Below are 14,192 nucleotides of genomic sequence, written 5' to 3' on the forward strand. Positions count from 1 at the left end.
TTCTTGCGCATCAGTTTTGCATCGGTACCAAGGACCCCCCCGGTCCTCGCCGGGAATACCGCGCAACCGGCCTTGCCGGGCCGCTGGTATCGCCCCCGGCGAGGGGGAAGGAGGTCACACGAAGTGGACAAGCCTGGGGGAGAGTCCGTTGCTCAGCTCAGCTTGCCGTGGCACTGCTTGAACTTCTTGCCGCTGCCGCAGGGGCACGGGTCGTTGCGCCCGACACGGCCGAAGGCCGCGGCCTCGGCGCTGATGGCGCCCGCACCGGCGAACGCCGCGCGGCGCTGGCTTTCCTCGTCGACGCGCACCTCGACCTCGCCGGTCTCGGTCGGCGCGCTGTAGGTGATGTTGGCAACGTTCTCGCCGCGGCTTTCCAGCGCTTCGGCGGCTTCCTCGAGCTGTTCGCCCGACTGCACGCGCACCGTCATCAACTGGCGGGTGACTTCGTTCTTGACCGAGTCGAGCAGCTGGCCGAAGAGCTCGAAGGCTTCGCGCTTGTATTCCTGCTTGGGCTGCTTCTGCGCATAGCCGCGCAGGTGGATGCCCTGGCGCAGGTAGTCGAGCGAGGCCAGGTGTTCGCGCCAGTGGGTGTCGATGCTCTGCAGCAGCACCATGCGCTCGAACTGCGTGAAGTTCTCCTGGCCGATCAGCGCCACCTTCGCGTCGAAGTTCTCGTTCGCGTTGGCGAGCACCTTCTCGACGATGTCCTCGTCGGCCACGGCGTCGGAGGCTTCCACGTCCTTCTGCAGGGGCATGTCGATGCCCCATTCGTTGGACAGGCTCTTCTCCAGGCCGGCCAGGTCCCACTGCTCCTCGACCGACTCGCTGGGCACGTACTGGCGCACGAGGTCGGTGAAGCAGCCTTCGCGCAGCGCCGCGATCTGCGCCGTGAGGTCGCCCGCGTCGAGGATGTCGTTGCGCTGCTGGTAGATCACCTTGCGCTGGTCGTTGGACACGTCGTCGTACTCGAGCAGCTGCTTGCGGATGTCGAAGTTGCGCGCCTCGACCTTGCGCTGCGCGCTCTCGATGCTGCGCGTGACGATGCCGGCCTCGATGGCTTCGCCGTCGGGCATCTTCAGGCGGTCCATGATCGCCTTCACGCGGTCGCCCGCGAAGATGCGCATCAGCGGATCGTCCAGGCTCAGGTAAAAACGCGAGGAGCCCGGGTCGCCCTGGCGGCCCGAACGCCCGCGCAGCTGGTTGTCGATGCGGCGCGATTCGTGGCGCTCGGTCGCGATGATGCGCAGGCCGCCCAGCGACTTCACGAACTCGTGGTCCTTGGTCCATTCGGCCCGGATGTGCGCGATGTCCGCTTCCTTGGCGGCCGCGTCGCGGCCTTCGTCGTTCTCGACCGCCTCGATCATCTTCTCGATGTTGCCGCCCAGCACGATGTCGGTGCCGCGGCCGGCCATGTTGGTCGCGATGGTGATCATCTTCGTGCGGCCGGCCTGCGCCACGATGTCGGCTTCGCGGGCGTGCTGCTTGGCGTTGAGCACCTGGTGCGGCAGCCCCGCCTTTTCGAGCAGCGCGTCGATGATTTCGGAGTTCTCGATGGACGAGGTGCCCACCAGCACCGGCTGGCCGCGCTCGTAGCACTCGCGAATGTCCTGGATCGCCGCTTCGTACTTCTCGCGCGTCGTCTTGTAGACGCGGTCGAGCTGGTCGTCGCGCTTGCTGATGCGGTTCGGCGGAATGATCATGGTCTCCAGACCATAGATTTCCTGGAACTCGTAGGCTTCGGTGTCGGCCGTGCCGGTCATGCCGGCCAGCTTGCCGTACAGGCGGAAGTAGTTCTGGAAGGTGATCGAGGCCAGCGTCTGGTTCTCGGCCTGGATCTCCACGCCTTCCTTGGCTTCCACGGCCTGGTGCAGGCCGTCGCTCCAGCGGCGGCCCGTCATCAGGCGGCCGGTGAACTCGTCGACGATGACCACTTCGCCCTGCTGCACCACGTAGCTCTGGTCGCGGTGGTACAGGTGGCGGGCGCGCAGCGCCGCGTTCAGGTGGTGCATCAGCGTGATGTTGGCCGGGTCGTAGAGCGACGCGCCGTCGGGCAGCAGCTTGAACTCGCCCAGGATGCGCTCGGCGTTCTCGTGGCCGTCTTCGGTCAGGAACACCTGGTGCGTCTTCTCGTCGACCGTGAAGTCGCCGGGCACCGTCACGCCTTCGCCCGTGCGCGGGTCGGCTTCGCCTTCCTGCTTGGTCAGCAGCGGCACCACCTTGTTGATGGCCAGGTAGAGGTCGGTATGGTCTTCGGCCTGGCCGCTGATGATCAGCGGCGTGCGGGCCTCGTCGATCAGGATCGAGTCCACCTCGTCGACGATCGCGTAGTTCAGCGCGCGCTGGACCCGGTCGCCCGGCTCGTAGACCATGTTGTCGCGCAGGTAGTCGAAGCCGTACTCGTTGTTCGTGCCGTACGTGATGTCGCTGCCGTAGGCCTGCTGCTTTTCCTCGCGCGGCATCTGCGGCAGGTTGATGCCGACCGTCAGACCCAGGAAGTTGTACAGGCGGCCCATCCAGGTCGCGTCGCGGTTGGCCAGGTAGTCGTTCACCGTGACCACGTGCACGCCCTTGCCGGACAGCGCATTCAGGTACACCGGCAGCGTGGCGGTCAGCGTCTTGCCTTCGCCGGTGCGCATTTCGGAGATCTTGCCGTTGTGCAGCGCCATGCCGCCGAGCAGCTGGACGTCGAAGTGGCGCATCTTCATGACGCGCTTGGAGCCTTCGCGCACCGTGGCGAAGGCCTCCGGCAGCAGGGCATCCAGTTCCTCGCCCTTGGCGATGCGGTCCTTGAACTCCTGCGTCTTGGCACGCAGCCCGTCGTCGCTGAGCTTCTCGAACTCGGGTTCGAGCGCATTGATGCGTTCCACCGTCTTGCGATACTGCTTGAGGAGCCGATCGTTGCGACTGCCGAAAATCTGGGTCAGGAAGTTGGTTGCCATGGGTGGAGATGGGCGGGCACCTGAGACGACAGGCACTTCGACCGGATTCCCTAAGATATGGTGAAAGCAGTTGGGCGCGCTTCCCATTAAAGCAAGCGGCCTTTTTTCCGGCGCGAACGCCGGCAAACCGGGCATTTTAGCTGTCTTGTTTCTAACCCCTGGATTACGCATGTATCGCCGACTTCCCCCCGCCATTTCACTGCACGACGCGGCGCAGGGCGCGCCCGCCCTGGGCAGCCTGATGGCGCGGGCGCGGGACACCGCCGAGCGGCTCAAGGCCGTGGAAGGCCTGATTCCACCGGCCATGCGCGCGGCCATCCTGCCCGGCCCGGCCGAGGGCGACGTCTGGTGCCTGCTGGTCAAGGGCAGCGCCGCGGCCGCCAAGCTGCGGCAGCTGGCGCCGATGCTGGTCACCCGGCTCAAGAACCGCGGCTGGGACGTGTCGACGATCCGGATCAAGGTGCACACCGGCCGCTGAACGCTTCGGACTCGTCTTATTTTTGATTTTTTGTCTGGAATTGGATAATATTTCCAGATGACACCTTCCACCGAGCCCGTTCCCGCGCCTTCGCACGCCCAGCTCCTGCTGCTCGACAAGCACCAGGTCGACGCCCTCCTCTCCCCCGGCGACGTGCAACAGGCCGTGCGCGAGGCCTTCGTGCTGCACAGCGAGCGCGAGGGCCGCGTCTTCCCGGTCGTGCGCGAGCCGCTGCGCACGGGCGGCGTGTTCGGCATCAAGTCCGGCGACGTGCAGGCCCAGGGCCTGCTCGGCTTCAAGGCGGCCGGCTTCTGGCCGGCCAACCGGCAGCGCGGCGGCGAGCCGCACCAGGCCACCATCCTGCTGATCGACCCTTCCACGGGCCGGCCCCTGTGCGTGATCGACGGCAACACGGTGACCACCGTGCGCACCGGCGCGGCGGGCGGGCTGGGCCTGCAACAGCTGGCGCGGCCCGGCAGCGCGCGGCTGTGCCTGTTCGGCACTGGCGTGCAGGCGCGCATCCAGCTCGACTTCGCGCTGCGGCTGATTCCCTCGCTGAACGAGGTTCTTTATGTGAGCGCGAGCGGCCAGCGCCAGGCGGACTTCGAAGCCCGCTTCGCCGCCCGCTGCAGCATCGCGCCGGCCACCGACCGCAACGCGGCCGTGGCCCGCAGCGACATCGTCATCACCGCCACGCCGGGCGGCGGCGCGCTCTTCGACCTGGACGCCGTGCGGCCCGGCACGCACCTGAACTGCGTCGGCGCCGACACGCGGGGCAAGCGCGAACTGCCCGACGGCCTGCTGGCCCGCGCGCGCCTCGTCGTGGACGACCGCGTGCAGGCCAGCCAGATCGGCGAGATGCAATGGGCGCCCGACACCGCCTGCGTCGAGCTCGGCGACCTGCTGAGCGGCAAGGCCACCTTCGAGCGGGACGCCGGCGACATCACGGTCTTCGACATGACCGGCCTCGCCCTGCAGGACCTGACCGTGGCGCGCCTGCTGCATGCGCGCGCGGCCGAGACCGGCACGGGCACACGCATCGCGTGGCCCTGGTAGCGCGGCCCAGGTAACGAAGTTCAGGCGGCTTCAGGCTTCGGCGTCGCCACCGAACAATTCCGTCATGAACTGCGTCGACTTCAACCCGGTGCCGGTCAGCACCGCCACCGTGGTCTCGGCCGGCTTGATGTCGCCGCGCTGCGCCAGCACGTCGATCGCCGCCGCGGCAGACGCGGAGGTCGGCTCCGTGTAGAGCCCGCTGGCCGCCAGCCGGCGCACCGCGGCCGCGATCTGCGCCTCGGTCAGCGCCACGGTGCGGCCGTTCGTCTCGCGCAGCGCCTGCAGGATTTCCATCAGCCGCACCGGCCGCTTGATCGCCGTGCCTTCGGCGATCGTGGGCTGCACGACGCGCTCGACCAGCGTGTCCGCGCCGGCCGTGAAGCTCGCATCGATCGGCGAGCAGTTCAGCGGCTGCGCCACGAAGATGCGCGGGAGCCTGGTGATCTGCCCCGCCGCCAGCAGCTCCTTGAAGCCGATCCAGCAGCCGAGCACGTTGCTGCCCGCGCCGGTCGGAATCACCACGTTGTCGGGCGCCACGAAACCCAGGTCTTCCCACAGCTCGTACGCCAGCGTCTTGGTGCCCTGCAGGAAGAACGGATGCCAGTTGTGGCTGGCATAGAAGATCGATTCCGACTGCCGCACCGCCTCGTACTCGGACTCCTCGCGCGGCCCCGGCACCAGTTGCACCTCGGCGCCGAAGGCCTTGATCTGCGCCACCTTGGGCGCGGGCGTGTAGCTCGGCGCCAGCACCTTCACGCGCATGCCGGCCGCCGCGCCAGCCGCTGCGATGGCCGCGCCGCCATTGCCCGAGCTGTCTTCCAGCACCGCGTCGACGCCGATCTGCCGCAGGAACGACATCATCACCGCCGCGCCGCGGTCCTTGAAGCTGCAGGTCGGGTTGAACCACTCGAGCTTGAAGTACGGCGCGTGCTCCCCCCAGCGTTTCTGCACCAGCGGCGTGCAGCCTTCGCCCATGCTCGCGGGCTGCTCGATGGCCACCGGCAGCGCCGCGCGGTAGCGCCACAGCGAGCGGGTGCGCGAGTCGATGTCGGCGCGCCCGATGCCGGGCAGCGGCGTGACCATCATCGGGTTGCCGTCGTCCGAGCGCCAGCGGCGCTCGGAGAGTTCATGGTGCCTGCCGGTGCGGGGATCGACATAGCGTGCGCGTTCGTTCACGGTCATTCGCGGCTCCTGGATCAAACTGGACGAAGTTGGAAATTCTGGATAATACATCCAATACTGGATTTTTTGTATATATTGGATTCTTCGTCCAGAGCTGGATACATTGCTGTCCATGAAGAAGAAGTCGAACAAGCAGCTCCTGGAGATGCTGGGCAACGTGGCCGAGGGCCTGGGCGAAACCTTTGCGCCCTTCTGCGAAGTGGTGGTGCACGACCTGAGCAACCCGCAGAACGCGATCTACGCGATCGAGAACAGCCTGAGCGGCCGGCAGGTGGGCGAGTCGGTCACCGAACTGGGCCTGGCGCGCATCCGCGACCCGGAGTTTCCGGCGGTGATCGTGAACTACGCCAACACCTTTCCCGACGGGCGCAAGGTCAAGAGCACGTCGATCGGCATCAAGGACGACAGCGGCGAGTACGTGGCCGCGCTGTGCCTGAACGTCGACCTCACGCTGTTCCAGAGCTTCCAGGGGGCGATCTCGCAGTTCACGCGCATCGACGACAAGGAAGTGCATGAGCACCTCGAGGCGGGCGGCGCGCATTCGGACCGCATCCACGCGCGCATCGACGAGTTCGCTGCCGCGCGCGCCACCACCTCGCGCTCGCTGAAGCCGGCCGACCGCAAGCAGCTGGTGCAGGAACTGAAGAAGGCCGGCCTGCTGGAGGTGCGCCGGGGCGCCGAGATTGCCGCGGCGCACATGGGCGTGTCGCGCGCCACGGTGTACAGCGACGCGAAGTAAATCTGCCTATTGCGGCTCGCCAGCGATCAGGCGGCGCGGTCGGGCCAGCTCGGGTCGCTCGACGCGTTGGCCGTCAGCATCAGCACCACGTGCGCATCGGTCGCCACGGCGTTGCTGGCGCGCAGTTGCCGCAATGCCGCCAGGCCGCCGGCGGCGCACAGCTCGGCGCTCACGCCGGCCGCGGTGAGCAGGCGCCGCGCCGCGCGGGCCTCCTCGTCGTTCACCACCACCGCGCCGCCGCCCGTGGCGCTGGCCGCCTGCCACTGCAGGTAGGTGACGGTGGCGCCCGCCGTGGAAAGCTGCGCGGTGTGGCCCGGGTAGCTGGCGTCGATGGCGCCGCCGTCGAGCACGCGCGACAGCCGCGGGAACGGCTCCACCAGCCACAGCCGCGGCAATCTCGCGATGCGCCCCGCGGCCAGCAGGTCGCGAAAGCCCGCGTAGACGCCCCAGCCGAGGTCGCCGCGGCCGGTCGGGATCACGATGTGGTCCGGCACCCCGCCGTCGGTCACGCACTCCAGCGCAATCGGCTTGTAGCCCTCGATCGCCAGCGGCGCGCTGCCCAGCGCCGGCAGGCGGTAGTTGGTCAGCGCGAAGTAGCCGGGATGCTGCGAGCGCTCGCGCACGAAGGCCCAGCGGCCCGCGTTGTCGGCGAACATGTAGCGCCGCGCGCCCAGCGCGTCGAGCTGCCGCGCGTAGGTGGCCGGCATGCCCTCATAGGTGGCCACCTCGCAGCCCAGGCCCGCGGCCCAGGCGTAGTGCGCGGCCGACACGGCCGCATTGCCCGAGGAGGCCAGCACCAGCGTGTGGGCGTCGAAGTCGAGCGCCTGCGCCACGCCCACGGCGGTCATGCGGTCCTTGTGCGAACCGGTGGGGTTGCACGACTCGTCCTTGATGCTCAGCCGCGCCACGCCGAACTGCTCGGCCAGCGCCGGCATGTCGTGCAGCGGCGTGCCGCCTTCGCCGAGCGTGAAACCGGGGCCGTAGGGCATCGGTACGGTCTCGGCGCTGTCCGGCAGGTAGCTGGCGCGCAAGGCCACGTGAAAGCCCGCGCGGCGGCAGGCCGGGCAGCCGTCGTGCGTGAGCGTGACCGGGTAGAGCGCATCGCAGCGCAGGCATTGCAGGCCGCGCAGTTGCGGGTTGCGCGCGGGCTTGGGCGTCCGGTCGCGCACCACACCCAAGGGATTTCCCGAGGGATGGGCAGGGCGGTCCATGGAAGGCATGGCGAACTTGAGGTCCAGAACGGGCGATGTCGTCACGGGTCATGCATTGAGAGTGGTGCCCAAATCTTATGCAAACGGAAATAAAATTACGCAGCCCAAGTTACTCAACCGATAACAAAACTTATCGATGCGATTTGCAGAGATCGAAACGTTCCGGGCGCTGATGCGCGGCAGCTCCACCCGCAAGGCCGCGGCCTTGCTGCAGGTGACGCAGCCCGCCATCAGCCAGTCGCTCAAGCGGCTCGAGGCGCAAGCCGGCATGCTGCTGTTCCAGCGCACCGGCGGGCGGCTGGTGCCCACGCCCGAGGCGCGCGCGCTGTGGATCGAGGTGGAGCGCGTGTTCATCGGCATGGACGCCATCGAGCACCGCGTGCGCAGCCTGCGCGACTTCGGCGTGAGCCAGCTCGAGATCAGCTGCTTCCCCGCCTACGGCCTGAGCTTCATGCCGCGCGCGCTGGCACGGCTGAAGGCGCACCGCGGCGCGAGCCCCTGGCCGCAGGTGTCGCTGCAGGTGCTGAACTCGAAGGACGTGCGCGACCGCGTGGCCATGGGCATCTCCGACTTCGGGCTGATGGCCGACGAGCTCCCGCTCGAGGGCATCGACCATTCGACCTTCGCGCGCCTGCCCGGCGTGGTGGTGATGCCGCCCGGCCACGCGCTGGCGCGCTTCAAGACCATCGAGCCCGACCAGCTGGCGCAGGCGCCCTTCCTCTCGTTCAACCCCGAAGACCGCACGCACCAGCGGCTCGAGGCCGCGCTGGCACCGTACGGCGTGGCGCTGCGCGTGCTGGTGCAGACGCCCTACGCGGCCAGCGTGTGCGAGATGGCCTTGCGCGGCCTGGGCGTGGGCCTGGTCAACCCGATCACCGCGCTCGACTATGCGGAGCGCGGGCTGGTGGTGCGCAAGTTCTCGGTCGACGTGAACTTCACCTGCCTGCTGGCGCTGCCCGCGGGCAAGGCGCTGTCGGCCACCGCGAGGGACTTCATCTCGCTCATGCGCCAGCAGCTGGCCGAGGACGAGAAGCGGATCCAGCGCTACCTGCGCTGACAGCCGGGACAGCCGGGACAGCCGGTATAGCCGCGGCGGTTCACTTCCAGGTGAACTCGTGGTTCAGCCCGATCACGAAGCCGCGCACATGCCGCGGCCCGGTGCGCGAGGCGCTCACGTCCACGCTGATGAGCGGCGTGAGGCTGAAGCGCCCGCCGATGCGCGAGGTCCACACGTTCGACGCGCGGTTGCGCTCGGCGATGAAGGAGACGGTGTCGTTCAGCGCCCACTCGGCCGCCGCGCCCACGCGCGAGGTGCGCGCGCCGGTGCCGCTGGCCCAGTCGGCGCCCAGGTTGGCGTGCAGCTGCAGGCTCTCCAGCGGCCGCCAGGTGAGCGGCACCACGAACTGCCCGCCGGCACGACCGCCGCGTTTCAGGTCGAACACCGCGCTCATCGACACGGCCGCGCTCAACGGCGCATCGGCCGCCGGCCCGTAGAAATTCCACTTGAGTTGCGGCCCGCCGGTGACCGAGTGCACACCCGCCACCGAGGTGCGGTCGAAATTCAGGCCCAGCTCGACCGAGCCCACGCGGCAGGCCGGCCCGAAGTGAAAACCCGTGACGGGCTCCACCCCCGTGCGGCCCCACCAGGTCTCGTACTGGCACTGGCCCGGGTCGAGCGTGCCGGCGTCGTCCACGTCGAAATGTCCGGCGGCGTGCGCGGCCGGGCTCGCGCACCAGGTCGCGAACAGCAGGGAAGCCGCAAGCATTCCGCCGGCGCGTGGCGGCCGGGTCGTCATCGTTCGTTCGGGGTTGTTGTTCTTCATCGCGCGCATCCCAGGGCCCGCGGAGCATTCTAGGGACGCGGAAAGTCGGCGCCATGACGTGACGCCGCCGTACCGGCCACCGGTGCCGAAGTGGCCCCCGCCTTCAGATCTCGAACTGCGGCTGCAACTCGCGGATGCGCTTGATGGCCACGCCGGCCGCGGCGGTGCGCGTTTCCACGCCCAGCTTCACGTACACCCGCTCCAGGTGCTTCTTGGCGGTGGCCGGGCTGCTGCCCAGGATCTCGCCGATGTCCTTGTTGGTCTTGCCCTTGACCACCCAGTACAGCACCTCGGCCTCGCGCGCCGTGAGCTTCAGGCTCAGGCTCATGGCCTCGATCACGCCGGTGTCGGACACTTCCCGCATGATGATCATCCACTCGTCGCCGTCGTCGTCGCTGCTGGTCTGCTGGTGCAGCCGCAGCGTGAGGCTGCTGGCGCCCTGCACGATCGACAGCGGCGGCGGCTCGATGCCGCGCTGCCGCGCATCGGGCGTGTGGCTGCGCAGCCAGTCGAGCACCGCCGGCGGCGTCTCGGGCGCGCGGGTCTCGCAGTAGCGCTGCAGCAGGTCGCGCGCAAGCGCCGTCTGCCAGATGAGCCGGCCCTCGGGCAGCCGCACCGTGATGCTCGCGTAGCCGAAGGCGTCGAGCGCGTTGCGCGCCTGGCCGGCCTGGCGCGCGTCCTGCCGCGCGCGGCGCGCGCCCTGCAGGTGCACGTTCATGCGCGCCAGCACTTCCTTCGGTTTGATGGGCTTGGTGACGTAGTCGACCCCGCCGGCCTCCAGCGCCGCCACCAGGTGCTCGGTTTCGGTGAGGCCCGTCATGAACACGATGGGAATGTGCGCCGTGGCCGCATCGGCCTTGAGCCGGCGCGCCACCTCGAAGCCGTCGATGCCCGGCATCATCGCGTCGAGCAGCACGATGTCGGGGCGGGCCTGCGCGGCGCGCTGCAGCGCCTGCTCGCCGTTGGTGGCAATGAGCACGGTGTAGCCCGACTCGTCGAGCGCGTCGTGCAGCACGGCGAGGTTGTCGGGCACGTCGTCCACGATCAGCACGAGGTCGCTGTTGGCGCCCTGCTGCTCGCGCAGCGTCCGGGCGAGCGCTGACGTTTCCATGATGGGAATCGGCGTCTGGGTCATGCGGCGCTCTCCACGGCGTCGGCGAGCGCGCGGCTCATGGCTTCGAACTGGAACTGGCGCGCCAGCACGCGCTGCGCGTCGGTCCACGCCGCGCATTCGGGTTGCGCCGCATCGATGGCGTCGAGCTGGTTCATGATGCCGCGGAAGTAGCCCAGCCCCACCGCCTCTTCGAGCGCGCGCAGGCGCGCCAGCGAGGGGGCCTGCAGCGGCCGTGCGACGGCAACGGGTGCGGGCCTGGCGGCGGTGTCGGTCCATTGCAGCCCGAGCCGGCGCTCGAGCCAGTCGAGCAGTTCGGAGTGGCGCACGGGCTTGACGAAGAAGTCTTCGGGCGCAATGCCCACGTCGTTGTCGAGCCCCTTGTCGAAAGCGTTGGCCGAAACGATGGCCACGGCAGCCTCGGTCAGCCCCAGCTTGCGCGCGCGGCGAATGGTTTCCCAGCCGTCGATGCCCGGCATGGCGAGGTCGACGAACATCGCGTCGGGCCGGTAGCCGGCGGCGATCAGGTCCAGCGCGTCGTGCCCGCTGGCCGCGCTGCGCAGCTCGAAGCCCAGCGGTGCCAGCACATGGCCCAGCAGGTCGCGGTCGGCCTCCTCGTTGTCGACCACCAGCAGCCGGCGGCGCGGGCCCTCGTAGCCGCGCCGCGCGCGCGGCGCCGGCGCCGCCCGCGCCGCGCCCGGCACGGCGTCGTGCACGCGCGGCAGGAACAGGCGCACGCAGAAGAGCGACCCCACGCCCGGCGTGCTGCTCACCTTCATCTCGCCGCCCATCAGGTCGGTCAGCATCTTGGCGATGGTCAGCCCGAGCCCCGCGCCGGGCGCCGCCGACGCGCCGGCCGAATTGCCGCGCGCGAACGGCTCGAAGATGCGCTCGATTTCGCTGGCCGGCATGCCGGGGCCGGTGTCCTCGATTTCCACCGAAGCGAACTCGCGCGCATAGGCCAGCCGCAGCGTGACCTGCCCCGCCGCCGTGAACTTGATCGCATTGCCCAGCAGGTTGATGAGGATCTGCAGCACCCGCTTCTCATCCGCGCGCACCACCTCGGGCAACGCGCCCGCGGCCTCGAAGCGGAACTGAAGGCCCTTCTCGGCCGCCTGCAGCTCGAACATGTCGGCCAGCTCGCGCAACGTGTCGGCAAAGCGCATCGGTTGCGCATGCAGCGTGAGCTTGCCGGCCTCGATGTGCGCGATGGCCAGCGTGCCCTCGATGAGCGACAGCAGATGCTCCCCGCCGCGCTTGATGACGGCCACCGCCTGCTGGCGGTGCGGCGGCACCGACGGGTCTTCGCCCATCAGCTGCGCATAGCCCAGGATGCTGTTGAGCGGCGTGCGCAGTTCGTGGCTGATGGCGCTGATGTAGCGGCTCTTGGCCTGGTTGGCCTGGTCGGCGGCCTGCTTGGCCTGCTCCGCCGCGAGCTTGGCGTGCTCGGCAATCTCGCGCGCCTCGTCCGCGCTCTGCTTGGCGGCCTGCAGCGCGCGGTCGGTCTCGCGGTGCAGCTCGATCTCGCGCACCAGCAGGTGCGTCTGGCGGTTCGACTCTTCCTGCGCCACCTTGCGGCTCTGGTGCGCCAGCACCAGCCACCACGCGACGATGCCCGCAATCACCAGCAGCGCCATGTAGGCCTTCAGGAAGCCCGAGCGCAGCGACAGCTTCTGCACGCCGGCCAGCGCCGCGGCCACGTCGGCCTCGGAGGCCAGCTCCAGCGCGCCTTCGCCGAAGGCCCGCAGCTCCTGCTGGTAGAGCACGCCGAACACCACGGCCAGCAGCGGCACGATGACCAGCATCAACAGCAGGAAGTGCCCGAGCCCCGTGTCCAGGTAGCGCCAGCTGCGGCGCGGCAGCAGCCAGCGCAGCACGGCCGACCATTGCGCCGACAGGCTCGCGTGCGGCTTGCACAGGTCGCCGCAGCGCGCGTCGAGCGTGCAGCACAGCGAGCAGATCGCCCCCTGGTAGGCCGGGCAATGCGCCATGTCGGGCCCTTCGTACTCGCGCTCGCAGATCACGCAGTGCTGCACCTTCAGCCGCTGGTAGCTGCCGGTTTCGACCCGCGCCCAGCGCACCGCGCGCCCGCCCTCGGCCGGCGCGAAGGCGACCGCGCCGTGCGCCTCGTCGGAGCCGCGCGCCAGGTAGTACTTGCCGCCCGTGGCCCAGGCCAGCAGCGGCGAGGCCACCAGCGCCGTGCCGAGCGCAATGAGCGCGGAGAACGCCTGCGCCAGCGGCCCGAACACACCCAGGTGCGCGGTGATCGACAGCACCGATGCCAGCGCCATCGCGCCCACGCCCACCGGGTTGATGTCCCACAGGTGCGCGCGCTTGAACTCGATGCCCGGCGGCGACAGGCCCAACGGCTTGTTGATGACCAGGTCGGCGACCACCGCCATCATCCAGGCGATGGCGATGTTGGCGAACAGCCCGAGCACGTCGCCCAGCGCCTCGAACACGTTCATCTCCATCAGCATGAAGGCGATGAGCGCGTTGAACACCACCCACACCACGCGCCCCGGGTGGCTGTGCGCCACGCGCGAGAAGAAGTTGCTCCAGGCCAGCGAGCCGGCGTAGGCGTTGGTCACGTTGATCTTGAGCTGCGAGATCACCACGAACAGCGCCGTGGCCGCCACCGCCCAGCCGTAGTTGGGGAACACGTACTCGTAGGCCGCCAGGTACATCTGGTTGGGGTCGACCGCGCGGTCGGCCGGCACCATGTGCGTGAGCGCCAGGTACGCCAGCAGCGCGCCGCCCAGCATCTTGCAGACCCCCAGCACCACCCAGCCCGGCCCGCCGGCCAGCACCCCGGCCCACCAGCGGCGCGCCGTGCCGGCCGTGCGCGCGGGCATGAAACGCAGGTAGTCGGCCTGCTCGCCCATCTGCGTGATCAGCGCAATGCCGACCGTCAGGGCTGCGCCAAACAGGTGCAGATTGAAGCCTTGCGTTCCGGTGCGAACACCGTTGTAGTGCACGATGCCCGTAAACGCACCAGGATCGCGCACCAGCACATAGCCGAAGGGCACCACCAGCATCAGCAGCCACAGCGGCTGCGTCCACAGCTGCAGCCGGCTGATGGCCGACACCCCGTGCGTGACCAGCGGGATCACCACGAGCGCGCACACCAGGTAGCCCCACACCGGCGGAATGCCCAGCGCCAGCTCCAGCGCATAGGCCATCACCGCTGCCTCGAGCGCGAAGAAGATGAAGGTGAAGCTCGCGTAGATCAGCGAGGTGAGCGTGGAGCCGATGTAGCCGAAGCCGGCGCCGCGCGTGAGCAGGTCCATGTCGACGCCGTAGCGCGCCGCGTACACGCTGATCGGCAGGCCCGCCAGGAAGATGATCAGCCCGGTCGCCAGGATCGCCCAGAAGGCGTTGGCAAAGCCGTACTGCACCAGCAGCGTGGCGCCCACCGCCTCCAGGATCAGGAATGAAGCCGCCCCGAAGGCCGTGTTGGCGACCCGCCATTCGGACCACTTGCGAAAGCGCTGAGGGGTGTAGCGCAGCGCGTAGTCTTCCAGCGTCTCGCTGGCAACCCAGCTGTTGTAGTCGCGCCGGACCTTGACGATGCGCTGGGGGGCGTCGTCTGGGGAGGTCGGCGTATCGGTGGGGCTCACACCGTTTCGGTGCAGCTTTCGTGCCATGGCCGA

10 protein-coding genes are annotated in these 14,192 nt (G+C 69.1%); 4 read left to right on the forward strand and 6 right to left on the reverse strand.

The genetic code is table 11. The annotated features are described in order from the left end of the window. Window positions 1–152 precede the first annotated feature (152 nt). A complete protein-coding gene (gene secA / locus BM004_RS28440) occupies window positions 153–2,939 on the reverse strand; it encodes a preprotein translocase subunit SecA (protein ID WP_093134806.1) in 2,787 nt (928 codons plus the stop codon). 169 nt (window positions 2,940–3,108) lie between these two features. Here secA and BM004_RS28445 point away from each other — a divergent pair, with 169 nt between their 5' ends. Then, window positions 3,109–3,417, forward strand: a complete 309-nt coding sequence (locus BM004_RS28445) for a hypothetical protein (RefSeq protein WP_093134803.1) — start codon at window positions 3,109–3,111, stop codon at window positions 3,415–3,417. 57 nt (window positions 3,418–3,474) lie between these two features. Further along, entirely contained in the window at window positions 3,475–4,473 is a 999-nt protein-coding gene (locus BM004_RS28450) for an ornithine cyclodeaminase family protein (RefSeq protein ID WP_093218521.1), read from the forward strand. A 30-nt stretch (window positions 4,474–4,503) separates the two neighbouring features. On the opposite strand, the gene BM004_RS28455 is transcribed toward BM004_RS28450, so the two are convergent. Beyond that, on the reverse strand, window positions 4,504–5,655 hold the full coding sequence (locus BM004_RS28455; RefSeq protein WP_093218522.1) for a threonine synthase: 1,152 nt from the start codon (window positions 5,653–5,655) through the stop codon (window positions 4,504–4,506). Window positions 5,656–5,767: 112 nt separating this feature from the next. On the opposite strand from BM004_RS28455, the gene BM004_RS28460 reads away from it, so the two are divergent. Then, window positions 5,768–6,394 (forward strand): helix-turn-helix transcriptional regulator, encoded by a 627-nt coding sequence (locus tag BM004_RS28460; RefSeq protein ID WP_093134960.1) that lies wholly within the window; start codon window positions 5,768–5,770, stop codon window positions 6,392–6,394. Window positions 6,395–6,420: 26 nt separating this feature from the next. On the opposite strand, the gene BM004_RS28465 is transcribed toward BM004_RS28460, so the two are convergent. Further along, window positions 6,421–7,605: a threonine synthase gene (locus BM004_RS28465; RefSeq protein ID WP_371270873.1), complete on the reverse strand. Its 1,185-nt coding sequence runs from the start codon at window positions 7,603–7,605 to the stop codon at window positions 6,421–6,423. Between the two features lie 136 nt (window positions 7,606–7,741). On the opposite strand from BM004_RS28465, the gene BM004_RS28470 reads away from it, so the two are divergent. After that, window positions 7,742–8,662 carry a LysR substrate-binding domain-containing protein gene (locus BM004_RS28470; RefSeq protein WP_093218525.1) on the forward strand — a complete coding sequence of 307 codons (921 nt, stop codon included), beginning with the start codon at window positions 7,742–7,744 and terminating at the stop codon, window positions 8,660–8,662. 40 nt (window positions 8,663–8,702) lie between these two features. On the opposite strand, the gene BM004_RS28475 is transcribed toward BM004_RS28470, so the two are convergent. From BM004_RS28475 to BM004_RS28485, 3 genes are all read right to left on the reverse strand, one after another. Further along, window positions 8,703–9,371: a hypothetical protein gene (locus tag BM004_RS28475; RefSeq protein ID WP_256220090.1), complete on the reverse strand. Its 669-nt coding sequence runs from the start codon at window positions 9,369–9,371 to the stop codon at window positions 8,703–8,705. A 160-nt stretch (window positions 9,372–9,531) separates the two neighbouring features. Beyond that, entirely contained in the window at window positions 9,532–10,563 is a 1,032-nt protein-coding gene (locus BM004_RS28480) for a response regulator transcription factor (protein ID WP_371270876.1), read from the reverse strand. After that, window positions 10,560–14,186: a hybrid sensor histidine kinase/response regulator gene (locus BM004_RS28485; protein ID WP_371270878.1), complete on the reverse strand. Its 3,627-nt coding sequence runs from the start codon at window positions 14,184–14,186 to the stop codon at window positions 10,560–10,562. Before BM004_RS28485 ends, BM004_RS28480 begins: the two co-directional genes overlap by 4 nt. Window positions 14,187–14,192: the final 6 nt, after the last annotated feature.

The organism is Variovorax sp. OK212, from assembly GCF_900112425.1.
In the GTDB taxonomy this organism is placed as follows: domain Bacteria; phylum Pseudomonadota; class Gammaproteobacteria; order Burkholderiales; family Burkholderiaceae_C; genus Variovorax.

What these genes read in the sequence shown, in the direction of transcription:
- BM004_RS28475 (WP_256220090.1), bottom strand. Translation starts at nt 9,371, where the DNA reads ATGCTTGCGGCTTCCCTGCTGTTCGCGACCTGGTGCGCGAGCCCGGCC.
- secA (WP_093134806.1), bottom strand. Translation starts at nt 2,939, where the DNA reads ATGGCAACCAACTTCCTGACCCAGATTTTCGGCAGTCGCAACGATCGG.
- BM004_RS28445 (WP_093134803.1), top strand. Translation starts at nt 3,109, where the DNA reads ATGTATCGCCGACTTCCCCCCGCCATTTCACTGCACGACGCGGCGCAG.
- BM004_RS28465 (WP_371270873.1), bottom strand. Translation starts at nt 7,605, where the DNA reads ATGGACCGCCCTGCCCATCCCTCGGGAAATCCCTTGGGTGTGGTGCGC.
- BM004_RS28460 (WP_093134960.1), top strand. Translation starts at nt 5,768, where the DNA reads ATGAAGAAGAAGTCGAACAAGCAGCTCCTGGAGATGCTGGGCAACGTG.
- BM004_RS28480 (WP_371270876.1), bottom strand. Translation starts at nt 10,563, where the DNA reads ATGACCCAGACGCCGATTCCCATCATGGAAACGTCAGCGCTCGCCCGG.
- BM004_RS28485 (WP_371270878.1), bottom strand. Translation starts at nt 14,186, where the DNA reads ATGGCACGAAAGCTGCACCGAAACGGTGTGAGCCCCACCGATACGCCG.
- BM004_RS28450 (WP_093218521.1), top strand. Translation starts at nt 3,475, where the DNA reads ATGACACCTTCCACCGAGCCCGTTCCCGCGCCTTCGCACGCCCAGCTC.
- BM004_RS28470 (WP_093218525.1), top strand. Translation starts at nt 7,742, where the DNA reads ATGCGATTTGCAGAGATCGAAACGTTCCGGGCGCTGATGCGCGGCAGC.
- BM004_RS28455 (WP_093218522.1), bottom strand. Translation starts at nt 5,655, where the DNA reads ATGACCGTGAACGAACGCGCACGCTATGTCGATCCCCGCACCGGCAGG.